Below are 12,279 nucleotides of genomic sequence, written 5' to 3'. Positions count from 1 at the left end.
ACATTGAACCCCTTACGCCAGAATTTTTAACGCGAATCATTCGAAAAGAACGCCCTGATGCCATCTTGCCAACACTTGGCGGACAAACTGGCCTGAACCTTGCTGTTGAATTATCAGAACTTGGTGTGTTAGCTGAATGTGGTGTGGAAGTGCTTGGTACAAAGCTTTCAGCTATTCAAAAAGCCGAGGATAGAGATTTATTCCGGACGCTCATGAGAGAACTGAATGAACCTGTACCAGAAAGTGAAATCATTCATAATCTTGAAGAAGCCATCGCGTTCACCGATAAAATCGGATTCCCTGTCATTGTAAGACCTGCCTACACACTAGGCGGAACGGGCGGGGGAATTTGTACAAATATGCAAGAGCTAAAAGAGATCGTTGAAAATGGGCTGAAGCTTAGTCCTGTCACACAATGCTTGCTTGAAAAGAGTATTGCAGGCTTTAAAGAAATTGAATATGAAGTCATGCGTGATAGTGGTGATCATGCCATCGTTGTCTGCAACATGGAAAACTTTGATCCAGTCGGCATCCATACAGGTGACAGCATTGTCGTTGCACCAAGCCAAACATTAAGCGACCGTGAATACCAGCTGCTTAGAAACGTATCACTCAAGCTGATCCGTGCCTTGGGCATTGAAGGCGGTTGTAACGTGCAGCTCGCTTTAGATCCAAATAGCTTTCAATACTATATCATCGAGGTCAACCCACGTGTGAGTCGATCCTCTGCGCTGGCGTCTAAAGCGACTGGATATCCTATCGCCAAACTTGCCGCGAAAATTGCAGTTGGCTTAACACTTGACGAAATGATGAACCCAGTCACAGGTAAGACATATGCAGCCTTTGAGCCGGCACTCGACTATATCGTGTCGAAAATTCCGCGCTGGCCGTTTGATAAATTTGAATCTGCCAATCGACATCTAGGGACGCAAATGAAAGCGACAGGTGAAGTGATGGCAATTGGACGTACATTTGAGGAGTCACTTTTAAAAGCTGTACGTTCACTTGAGGCAGATGTGTATCATATTGAATTAAAGGACGAAGCTGAAATCGACAATGACGTGCTAGAGAAGCGGATTAAAAAGGCAGGAGACGAACGACTATTTTATATCGCTGAGGCACTAAGAAGAGGATATACAGTAGAACAGATACACGAATTTTCACAAATTGATCATTTCTTCCTTCATAAACTTAAAAACATCATTGCCTTTGAAAAGACGTTAAAAGAAAACAAAGGCCATACAGGTGTATTAAAAGAAGCGAAAGAAAAAGGCTTCTCTGACATCTATATTAGCCGGGAATGGAACATGAACGAAGCGGATGTCTATGGGCTAAGACAAGAAGCGGGCATCGTTCCTGTTTATAAAATGGTGGATACATGTGCGGCAGAATTTGAATCAGAAACGCCTTATTTCTACAGTACGTATGAAGATGAAAATGAATCAGAACGAACAGACAAGAAAAGCGTCATTGTGTTAGGCTCTGGTCCAATTCGCATTGGACAAGGAGTGGAATTTGATTATGCGACTGTCCATTCTGTTTGGGCGATCAAACAAGCGGGATATGAAGCGATTATTGTGAACAACAACCCTGAAACAGTCTCAACGGACTTCAGTATTTCGGATAAGCTCTACTTTGAACCACTCACTGTAGAAGATGTGATGCATATCATCGATCTTGAACAACCAGAAGGGGTCGTCGTTCAGTTCGGTGGTCAAACAGCGATTAACTTAGCAGAGGAATTATCTAATCGAGGAGTAAAAATTCTTGGAACTTCTCTAGAAGATCTGGACCGCGCGGAAAACCGTGACAAGTTTGAACAAACATTAGAAACACTCGGCGTCCCGCAGCCAAAAGGGAAAACGGCAACTTCTGTTCCAGAGGCCGTAACGATTGCCAATCAGATCGGCTACCCAGTCCTAGTCCGTCCTTCTTATGTGCTAGGCGGGCGTGCGATGGAAATTGTGTACCAAGAAGCCGAGCTTCTTCACTATATGGAAAATGCGGTGAAAGTCAATCCGCTACATCCAGTCTTAATTGATAAATATTTAACAGGAATCGAAATTGAAGTAGATGCCGTATCTGACGGCGAAACGGTCGTCATCCCAGGTATTATGGAGCATATTGAACGAGCGGGTGTTCACTCAGGTGACTCTATTGCAGTCTATCCTCCGCAAACATTGTCAGAGGATATCAAAGCGAAAGTCGCAGAATACACAATGAAACTCGCAAAAGGACTCAACATTATCGGACTACTGAACATTCAATTTGTTCTCTCAAAAGGTGAAGTGTACGTCCTAGAAGTGAACCCGCGTTCGAGTCGTACTGTACCGTTTTTAAGTAAAATTACTGGTATCCCAATGGCGAACCTAGCGACAAAAGTCATTCTAGGTGAAAAACTAAGAAACTACGGCTACCGCGAGGGACTTTATGAGGAACAAGACGGTGTGTACGTGAAAGTACCGGTCTTCTCGTTTGCCAAACTAAGAAGAGTGGACATTACACTCGGTCCGGAAATGAAATCAACAGGTGAAGTCATGGGGAAAGATGTGACAATTGAAAAGGCGTTATATAAAGGATTGATCGCCTCAGGGATTCAAATTCCGAAAGACGGAACGGTTCTTTTGACCATTGCAGATAAGGATAAAGAAGAAGGGCTTGAGATCGCAAGAAGATTCCATTCCATCGGCTACCATATTTTAGCGACAAAAGGAACAGCGAATTACTTAGCACAAGCTTCCATTCCATCAAGTGTTGTTGGCAAAATAGGAGAAGAAGGAAAGAATCTACTTGATGTCATTCGAAACGGAGAAGCGCAATTTGTCATCAACACCTTAACAAAAGGGAAACAACCAGAAAGAGATGGTTTTAGAATTAGACGTGAATCTGTTGAAAATGGCGTGGCTTGCTTAACATCACTTGATACAGCGGAAGCCATTTTAAGAGTGCTAGAGAGCATGACATTTAGAGCTGACGAAATGCCAGAAGTGAAAACGAATGCTGAGGTGACAGTAACAATATGAAAAAAGCATACTTGACGGTCGTCTCTAATAAAGAGATCGCTGATCATATTTACGAAATGACATTAAAAGGTGACCTTGTTGAATCATTTCAAACGGCGGGACAGTTTCTTCATATAAAGGTCAGTGAATCCATGATACCCCTACTGAGAAGACCGATCAGTATTGCCAACATTCATGCCGAGCAAAAAGAAGCAACGATCATTTTCCGCGCAGAGGGAGAGGGCACAAAGCTCCTTTCCCAAAAGCGTGCGGGAGAATCAGTCGATGTGTTAGGACCGCTTGGGAATGGGTATGATCCTTCAGTCGTCCAGCCCGGACAGACCGCATTACTCGTTGGTGGCGGGATTGGTGTACCACCACTATACGAGCTATCCAAGCGCTTATCAGAAAGAGGCGTCAACGTCACGCATGTCCTCGGCTTTCAATCGAAAAAGGATGTCTTTTACGAGGAGAAATTTCAAGCACTCGGTGACACGTTTATTGCGACTGTCGATGGAACGTACGGATCAAAAGGCTTTGTGACAAGCGTCATCCAAGACCAAGACTTGACATTTGATGTCCTTCTTTCCTGCGGACCGACTCCGATGCTGAAAGCATTGAAAGACTCGTACCCTCATAAGCCAGTGTATATCTCAATGGAAGAACGAATGGGCTGCGGCATTGGTGCATGCTTTGCTTGTGTGTGTCATACCGATCAACACGAAAAAGCATATGTCAAAGTCTGTCTGGATGGACCTGTGTTTAAAGCAGAGGAGGTAGCCTTGTCATGCTAAATGTTGAATTACCTGGCTTATCATTAAAAAATCCAATTATTCCAGCATCAGGCTGCTTTGGATTTGGGAGAGAATTCGCTTCATTCTATGATCTATCTATACTGGGCGGGATCATGATCAAAGCCACAACCCTTGAACCGAGATTTGGCAACCCAACGCCAAGGGTCGCCGAGACGGGGGCAGGTATGCTCAATGCCATCGGTCTTCAAAACCCAGGTTTGAAAGGGGTTCTTGAACATGAATTGCCTTGGCTAGAGCAATATGATACTCCGATCATTGCAAACGTTGCTGGTTCACAGGTGGAAGATTATGTAGAAGTAGCCAAGCAGATCAGTCAGGCTAAAAATGTCCACGCACTCGAACTGAATATCTCTTGCCCAAATGTCAAAACGGGTGGCATTGCATTTGGTACAGATCCAGCGATGGCCGCAACATTGACAAAAGCAGTCAAGGACGTCTCAGCGGTTCCTGTCTATGTCAAACTGTCTCCTAATGTGGCCAATATTGCCCAGATTGCTAGAGCCATTGAAGCTGCGGGGGCAGATGGGCTCACGATGATCAACACCTTAATTGGCATGCGTTTGGATTTAAAAACGGGGAAACCCATTCTTGCCAATAAAACTGGCGGACTATCAGGCCCTGCTATAAAACCTGTTGCTATTCGAATGGTGCATGAGGTCAGTCAAGCAGTTTCTATTCCGATCATCGGAATGGGCGGGGTACAAAGTGCGGAAGATGTACTTGAATTTTTACTAGCAGGCGCAAGTGCAGTAGCGGTCGGCACAGCTAACTTTGTGAATCCATTGATTTGCCCAGAAATCATTGAAGAACTGCCAAACGTTTTAACAGCTTATGGCTATTCATCTGTTGAGGAATGTATCGGAAGGAGCTGGAAACATGAAGCATTTGCCCATCATCGCGCTTGATTTTCCATCAGGACAGGAGGCGCTTGCCTTTTTAGATCCTTTTGAAGGGAGTCCATTATTTGTGAAGGTTGGCATGGAGTTATTTTACCAAGAGGGACCGGCCATCCTTGAAACGCTGAAAGAGAAAAATTGTCGCATCTTTCTTGATTTAAAACTTCATGATATTCCAACAACAGTACAAAAAGCGATGAACCGCCTTGCAACACTTGGTGTTGATTTGGTCAATGTACATGCAGCCGGTGGGAAAAGAATGATGCAAGCCGCAGTGGAAGGGCTCGACTCCGGTACGCCAGCTGGTCAAAGCAGGCCACAAATCATTGCGGTTACCCAGCTGACAAGTACATCAGAAGATATGATGAAAGAAGAGTTACTCATTAACCGCCCGCTAGAAGAAACGGTGTTGCATTATGGACAAATGGCATATGAGAGTGGGCTCGACGGTGTTGTCTGCTCTGTCCATGAATCGAAAAGGCTCCATCTGCACATCTCACCTTCATTTCTTACCGTCACACCCGGCATTCGCTTGCCGAATGATCAAACCGATGACCAAAAGCGTGTAGCAACACCTGCCTATGCGAAAGAGCAAGGCGTTTCGCAAATTGTCGTCGGGAGATCCATTACAAAAGCAGCAAAACCGATTGAAGCCTATCAGCAAATTTTGAAAGAGTGGGAGTGACTGCTGTATGAAAACAAACATCGCAAGACACTTATTACAAATCAAAGCCGTTTCCTTGAAACCTGATTCGCCATTTACATGGGCAAGCGGGATTAAATCACCGATATATTGTGACAATCGCTTGACCTTATCCTATCCCGAAGTGAGAAATGACATTGCGGAAGGGTTAAAAGATTTAATCCTCACTCATTTTGAAGGAGTAGAAGTGATCGCCGGCACAGCAACGGCAGGAATCCCTCATGCGGCATTAGCGGCAGATCGTTTGAATCTACCGATGTGTTATGTCAGAAGTAAACCAAAAGCACATGGGAAAGGCAATCAGATTGAAGGTGCGGTATCGTCCGGTGAAAAAGTTGTTGTTGTCGAGGATCTCATTTCGACAGGCGGCAGTGTTCTTGATGTTGTGTCAGCACTTCAAGCAGAAGGTTGTGACGTATTAGGAGTTGCGGCTATTTTTACATACGGACTGCCAAAAGCAACAGCTGCGTTTCAAGAAAAGAATATGCCGTATGTGACGCTCACAGACTATGATACGCTGACAGAAGTAGCACTTGAGATGAAGGCAATCGATCCTTCAGCTATGAATAAACTCAAACGCTGGAAATTAGACCCTTCCTCTGCGTCTTGGATGGAAGAGATGGTTTGATACGCTGTGCCTAGCTGCACGATAGATTCTCTTTAAGAGTGCCCATTTGCACAGCTTTTGTATTTGGTTGGAAATAGTAAAATAGACTCAATTTCAAATGAAAACTAATCCTATCAATAAAGTCGGGTTGACTTTTGTTTGAATTGTGTTAATATTTAAGACAAATTATAACAACTTATCCAGAGAGGTGGAGGGACTGGCCCAATGAAACCCGGCAACCTGCTATACAAGCAAGGTGCTACTTCCTGCAAAATGATTCTATTTTGAAAGATAAGGAAATCGTACGCTTCCTCATCTTTCTTTCACTGTGAAAGGAAGATTTTTTATTTGAACGGTGAGGATGAAGAGGAGATGGAAGTCAAACAAAATCATTATAAGGGATAAAAAAAGTCGTTGTATTCACTGATTGGGGATATGATACAGATCGATCTGATGGAAGATCCGCTCGTATAATAAAAACGCTAATACAAATAACGTGCAATTTAAGGAGTACTCCGGAAGGGGAGAAACGATGTTAACTTATGAAAATTGGGAAGAACCGTCCATTACATTTCAAGAGGATGATCTATATAAAGGCGCCTTATCAGTACTGAAATGGGCGTATGGACATTATGGAGATCAGCTTGTGTATGCATGTAGTTTTGGCATAGAAGGTATTGTGCTCATTGATCTCATTGCGAAAGTGAAAAAAGATGCGCGAATTGTCTTTTTAGACACAGGGCTGCATTTCAAAGAAACGTACGAGACCATTGATGCGGTGAAGGAAAGATATCCAGGATTAGATATTGTGATGAAAACGCCTGAGTTGACAGTTCAAGAGCAAAACGAGCAATACGGTGATAAGCTGTGGGAAACCAATCCTCAAAGCTGCTGCCATATGCGGAAGGTGATTCCGTTACAAGAGGTGTTATCTGGCTACCCAGCATGGCTTTCTGGCTTACGCCGAGAGCAGTCACCAAAAAGGGCAGGAACAAACTTTTTAAACAAGGATGATAAATTTCAATCTATCAAAGTATGTCCACTTATCCACTGGACGTGGAAGGACATATGGAGATATGCATCTAAAGAAGACCTTGCTTACAATTCGCTACATGATCAAGGTTATCCGAGTATTGGGTGTGCACCATGTACACAGCCAGCATTTACAGCGGATGATTTGCGATCTGGAAGATGGTCAGGTACAGCAAAGACAGAGTGCGGATTACATGAGTAAGGGAGCATAATCTATGGAAATAGCCGCAATTTTATTTAGTCTATTCTTTGCTTTAAACATTGGCGCAAGTGGAGCAGCTGCATCTATGGGGATCGCTTATGGATCTGGTGCCATTCAAAGACCTATCTATGCTCTCATCGTTTGTGCAATTGGAATTTTAGCAGGATCGGTGATTGGTGGCGGTGAGGTCGTCAAAACGATCAGTTCTGGTATTATGCCAGAATCAGTGATTACCCTTGAAATTGTGTGTATCATTATTGGTTCTGCTGCATTGTCACTTTTCATTGCAAATTTGATGGCGATCCCTTTGTCCACAAGTGAAGTCACTGTTGGGGCTGTCGTTGGTGTTGCCGTAGCGTATAAAGTGTTATATGTGAAATCTATTTTAGTCATCGTCTCTTTTTGGGTGATCATCCCAATCGTTGCTTTTGTTTTTACATTTGTTGTAGTGAAAATCATCAGAATGTTCCCAAAACGAACATTGTCTAAAAAAAGCACGAGTATATTAGCTGTTGTATTAATTATGACTGGTTTCCTTGAAGCATTTTCAGCCGGCATGAACAATGTCGCTAACGCGGTTGGCCCACTTGTCGCCTCGGGGGTTTTGACCGTTGGGCAAGGAACACTTTACGGCGGGATTTTCGTAGCGCTCGGTGCCCTTTTACTTGGCAGGAGAGTGCTTGAAACAAACGGTAAAAAAATCACACGTTATCAAACGGGCGAAGGCATTTTACTATCTGGCACAGGCGCTGGACTTGTGATTGTGAGCTCCATTTTTGGGCTGCCAGTACCACTGACGCAAATCACTTCGTCGTCAATCATTGGACTTGGAATGGCAAAGGGTGGACCAAATATTTTTCACAAACATGTCGTGAAAAAAATGCTGAGAGTGTGGGTCGTCTCTCCCTTCTTATCACTTAGTCTATCGTATCTACTTGTTAGCTTTTTCCTAAAAGGAGACTATTATTCTATCTTTATCATGATGAGTGTTCTATTTGCCTCACTTGGTGCGCTCAGTCTGATGAAGGCTGTGAAAAATGAAAGTAGCTCTATTCATGAGCAGGGCGGCGGCATTTAATCTTAAATCCGACTATTAACATCTAATAAATATGAACATCGAAAGGAAGATGAACAAATGAGTTTAACACCACATGGTGGCGTATTAATTAATCGAGTAAATGAAGCATATGATCTTAGCACGGCGGCGAAGGAAATCGAACTAGATGCCATTTCTTTTGCAGATCTTGAACTCATTGCAATTGGAGGGTATAGTCCAATTGAAGGATTTTTAACAAAAGCTGATTATGAGTCAGTTGTAAGTCGTATGAGATTAGCAAGTGGTCTTGTTTGGTCTCTTCCGATCACGCTGCCAGTCACAAAGGAAAAGGCAGAGGAAATTCATAAGGGTGATATTGTGCGTCTATCGTACAATGGAACAGTATATGGGATCATTGAAGTCGAGGATCAATATACACCAGATAAGGAAAAAGAAGCTGTCAATGTGTATAAAACAGATGACCGAAATCACCCAGGTGTGAAAAAATTATTTGAGCGCGGTGACACGTACATTGGTGGTAAAATTACACTAACGAAACGCAGTGAAAAACCATTCCCGCAATTTACGTACGAGCCAGAAGAAACAAGAAGACATTTTAAAGAAAATGGATGGAAAACAATTGTTGGGTTCCAAACGAGAAACCCTGTCCACCGTGCCCATGAATATATTCAAAAGACAGCACTTGAAACAGTAGATGGTTTGTTTTTAAACCCACTTGTTGGCGAAACAAAATCTGATGATATTCCAGCAGACGTGAGAATGAAAAGCTATCAAGTATTATTGGACGGATATTACCCAAAAGATCGCGTATTTTTAGGTGTATTTCCTGCTGCTATGCGTTATGCTGGACCAAAGGAAGCGATTTTTCATGCACTTGTGCGTAAAAATTATGGCTGCACCCACTTCATTGTTGGAAGAGATCATGCGGGTGTGGGTGATTATTATGGCACATACGAGGCGCAGGAGCTATTTGACCAATTTACAAGTGAAGAAATTGGGATTACACCATTAAAATTTGAACATAGTTTTTACTGCAATACATGTGAAGCGATGGCAACACCAAAAACGTGCCCACATGATAAAAGCGAGCATGTCATTCTTTCAGGTACAAAGGTTCGAACAATGCTGAGAAACGGTGAATTGCCACCGAGCACGTTCAGCCGAAAAGAAGTCATAGAAACACTCATCGAAGGATTAAAAACGACGGTATCTTAAAAGGAGGGTATGACATGTCGAACGAACATATTGTGTGGCATGATTCATCTATTACAAAAGAAGAATATCATCAGAAAAACAACCATAAAAGCGGGATTATCTGGCTAACAGGTCTTAGTGGTTCTGGTAAATCGACGATTGCCAATGCAGCGGCAAGAGAGTTGTTTGAAAAAGGCTATCAAGTGACTGTTCTAGATGGTGATAACGTTCGCCATGGACTCAATAAAGATTTAGGGTTTTCAGATGAGGACCGTAAAGAAAACATTCGCCGCATCGGAGAAGTGGCGAAGCTGTTTGTAGAGCAAGGAACAATCGTCATTACTGCGTTTATTTCGCCATTTCAAGAAGATCGTCAAACCGTTAGACAACTCGTGGAAGCCGGAGAATTTCATGAAGTGTTTGTAAAATGCGATCTTAACGTATGTGAAGAGCGTGATCCAAAAGGTCTTTATAAAAAAGCAAGAAACGGTGAAATACCGTTTTTTACGGGAATTGATTCACCTTACGAAGAGCCAGCGTCACCTGAGCTTGTACTAGATACAGGTGAGCTATCGCGTGAGGAATCCAAGCAGCAGCTTGTAGATTATGTAATCAACACATTGAAATAATCGCCTGATGGCAGGGGGAGAAAGCAGGATGGGGAAAGTATACATTGTTGGGGCTGGACCGGGTGATCCAGATTTAATCACATTGAAGGCCCATAAAGCCATACAACAGGCAGATGTCATTTTATATGATCGTCTTGTCAATCAAGAGATTCTCGCCCATGCCAAACATGATGCAGAATTAATCTATTGTGGAAAACTGCCAAACCATCATACGATGAGACAGGAAGCCATCAATGAAGCACTTGTGGCCCATGCAAAGGAAGGGAAAGTTGTCGTTCGTTTGAAAGGCGGCGATCCCTTCGTATTTGGAAGGGGCGGTGAAGAAATTGAGTGCTTGGCTGAACACCATATCCCGTATGAGGTGGTGCCAGGCATTACATCTGGTATCGCGGCGGCAGCTTATGCAGGTATCCCTGTCACACACCGTGAATTCAGTTCTAATGTCGCCTTTGTCACAGGGCATTATCAAAAAGATGTGCACTTTGAAGAAAAGTGGGAGGCACTTGCAACAGGTATTGACACCCTTGTCATTTATATGGGTGTCAAAAACGTGGAAAGAGTGCAGCGGTTACTGATAAAAAATGGACGGGACCCTGAAACGCCTGCAGCATTTATACACTGGGGAACCACCGCCAAGCAAAAGACCACTTGTTGCACTGTCGCGACGTTGTCTGAAACGGTTCAAAAAGAAGGAATTGAGCACCCTAGCTTAATCGTTGTTGGAGATGTCGTCCATTTTCATCAAAAGCTGAACTGGTTTGAACCAGAGCTCACCGAACATCACATCAATGGGGAAAAGACACGTATTTAAACCGTGTCTTTTCGTCTGATCAGACATGATGGCAAGGAGGAGTCAAATGAAACAAGCTGTACTTTATGTCGGACATGGAAGTCGGGTCAAAGAAGCACAAGATAAAGCCATTTCCTTTATGAAAAGCTGTATGCCGCTAGTGGAGGCGGATATACAAGAAATTTGCTTCCTAGAGCTAACAGAACCTTCGATCGAAAAAGGATTTGAAACATGTGTGGAAAAAGGGGCGACTCATATTGCCATTGTCCCACTGCTCTTGTTAACCGCCATGCATGCAAAATCAGATATACCAATCGAAATTGAGAACGTAAAAAGTCGTTTCCCTCATGTGCATGTCACATACGGAAAGCCAATTGGTGTGAACCATGAGGTGACAAAAGCAGTTGTGGCAAGGATACAGGAAGCTGGATATCAAGGAGAAAGGGCAAAGATTCTTTTGATAGGACGAGGTAGCTCTGACCCTGATGTGAAGCGTGATGTTTTCGGCATTGCCGATGACGTTCGGCTGATGCTTCCTCAAGCAGAGGTTCTTCCATGTTTCATCACAGCATGTGGACCGAATTATCGAGACGTACTCACACAGTTGCCTCGAGAAGATGATACGCCTGTGTATCTCGTTCCATATCTTTTATTCACAGGGATTTTAATGAAAGAGATCGAAAGCGAGGCAGATCAGGCGAGAAAACGACTTGGCGATATCCGTGTATGTCGATATATTGGGTTCCATCCACACGTGAAAGCTGCTTATATTGAGCGCGTGAAAGAGACCATGTTAAACAAAGAGAATGCGTTTGATTTTCAAGGAGAGCATCATGTTACCAGTCCATCTTGATTTATCACATAAACGGGTCCTCATTGTTGGCGGTGGGCCGATTGCGGCAAGGAGGGCGCATACAATATGTACCGAGCCTTGCGACATCACGATCGTCAGTCCGGATATTTGTGATGACATGGCACAGCTAATTAAGACGTATCAGCTCCGCTGGAAGCAACAAAAGGTGTCTGCACAAGACTTGGAAGGGATGTTTATGATCGTCGCTGCGACAAATGATCCTTCGGTCAATGAATGGATCTCCCGTACAGCGCACCCTCATCAGCTAGTCAACTGTGTCAGTCAGTCAGAACTTGGATCTGTGATCATGCCCAAAGTGGTCAAAGCTGGAAAAGTGACGATTTCAATATCAACGAGTGGGGCAAGCCCAGCCCGGACAAAACAACTGGCCGTTGCAATTGAATCGATGCTTGAACAAGAAGATGTTGACGCACTTGATGCACTCTATATCGAAAGAAAAGAACAACAAAGAAAAAGCCGGTAAAATCGCATGTGGATT

12 protein-coding genes and 1 riboswitch are annotated in these 12,279 nt (G+C 43.5%); all 12 genes read left to right on the top strand.

Features of this window, described 5'->3' with window-relative positions; translation table 11 throughout:
- Nucleotides 1-3,023, top strand: a 3,023-nt coding sequence (gene carB / locus AB1K80_RS11480) for a carbamoyl-phosphate synthase (glutamine-hydrolyzing) large subunit (RefSeq protein WP_412856752.1), incomplete at its 5' end; no start/stop codon positions are given.
- Nucleotides 3,020-3,796: a dihydroorotate dehydrogenase electron transfer subunit gene (locus AB1K80_RS11475; protein WP_412856751.1), complete on the top strand. Its 777-nt coding sequence runs from the start codon at nt 3,020-3,022 to the stop codon at nt 3,794-3,796. The genes carB and AB1K80_RS11475, both read left to right, overlap by 4 nt.
- The gene (locus AB1K80_RS11470; RefSeq protein ID WP_412856750.1) at nt 3,790-4,722 is read left to right on the top strand and encodes a dihydroorotate dehydrogenase; all 933 of its coding nucleotides are present in this window, start codon (nt 3,790-3,792) and stop codon (nt 4,720-4,722) included. Before AB1K80_RS11475 ends, AB1K80_RS11470 begins: the two co-directional genes overlap by 7 nt.
- Nucleotides 4,694-5,398, top strand: a complete 705-nt coding sequence (pyrF, locus tag AB1K80_RS11465) for an orotidine-5'-phosphate decarboxylase (RefSeq protein WP_412856749.1) — start codon at nt 4,694-4,696, stop codon at nt 5,396-5,398. Before AB1K80_RS11470 ends, pyrF begins: the two co-directional genes overlap by 29 nt.
- Before the next feature lie 7 nt (nt 5,399-5,405).
- Complete coding sequence (gene pyrE, locus AB1K80_RS11460; RefSeq protein WP_412856748.1) at nt 5,406-6,044, top strand: orotate phosphoribosyltransferase; 639 nt, start codon at nt 5,406-5,408, stop codon at nt 6,042-6,044.
- A gap of 172 nt (nt 6,045-6,216) precedes the next feature.
- A riboswitch (SAM riboswitch) is annotated at nt 6,217-6,321 on the top strand.
- A 234-nt stretch (nt 6,322-6,555) separates the two neighbouring features.
- On the top strand, nt 6,556-7,257 hold the full coding sequence (locus AB1K80_RS11455) for a phosphoadenylyl-sulfate reductase (protein WP_412856747.1): 702 nt from the start codon (nt 6,556-6,558) through the stop codon (nt 7,255-7,257).
- A gap of 13 nt (nt 7,258-7,270) precedes the next feature.
- Complete coding sequence (locus AB1K80_RS11450; protein WP_412856746.1) at nt 7,271-8,335, top strand: inorganic phosphate transporter; 1,065 nt, start codon at nt 7,271-7,273, stop codon at nt 8,333-8,335.
- Between the two features lie 57 nt (nt 8,336-8,392).
- Nucleotides 8,393-9,529 carry a sulfate adenylyltransferase gene (sat, locus tag AB1K80_RS11445; RefSeq protein ID WP_412856745.1) on the top strand — a complete coding sequence of 379 codons (1,137 nt, stop codon included), beginning with the start codon at nt 8,393-8,395 and terminating at the stop codon, nt 9,527-9,529.
- 14 nt (nt 9,530-9,543) lie between these two features.
- The gene (cysC, locus tag AB1K80_RS11440; RefSeq protein WP_412856744.1) at nt 9,544-10,137 is read left to right on the top strand and encodes an adenylyl-sulfate kinase; all 594 of its coding nucleotides are present in this window, start codon (nt 9,544-9,546) and stop codon (nt 10,135-10,137) included.
- A 28-nt stretch (nt 10,138-10,165) separates the two neighbouring features.
- Nucleotides 10,166-10,948, top strand: coding sequence for a uroporphyrinogen-III C-methyltransferase (gene cobA, locus AB1K80_RS11435; protein ID WP_412856743.1), 783 nt, complete (start codon nt 10,166-10,168; stop codon nt 10,946-10,948).
- A gap of 46 nt (nt 10,949-10,994) precedes the next feature.
- Entirely contained in the window at nt 10,995-11,780 is a 786-nt protein-coding gene (locus AB1K80_RS11430) for a sirohydrochlorin chelatase (protein WP_412856742.1), read from the top strand.
- On the top strand, nt 11,761-12,264 hold the full coding sequence (locus tag AB1K80_RS11425) for a bifunctional precorrin-2 dehydrogenase/sirohydrochlorin ferrochelatase (RefSeq protein WP_412856741.1): 504 nt from the start codon (nt 11,761-11,763) through the stop codon (nt 12,262-12,264). Before AB1K80_RS11430 ends, AB1K80_RS11425 begins: the two co-directional genes overlap by 20 nt.
- The last annotated feature ends 15 nt before the right edge of the window (nt 12,265-12,279 follow it).

This window comes from Bacillus sp. 179-C3.3 HS (assembly GCF_047229225.1).
Classification (GTDB): domain Bacteria; phylum Bacillota; class Bacilli; order Bacillales; family Bacillaceae; genus Bacillus.
The sequence above is the reverse complement of the archived record's forward strand: the minus strand, read 5'-3'. Positions and strand labels throughout refer to the sequence as shown.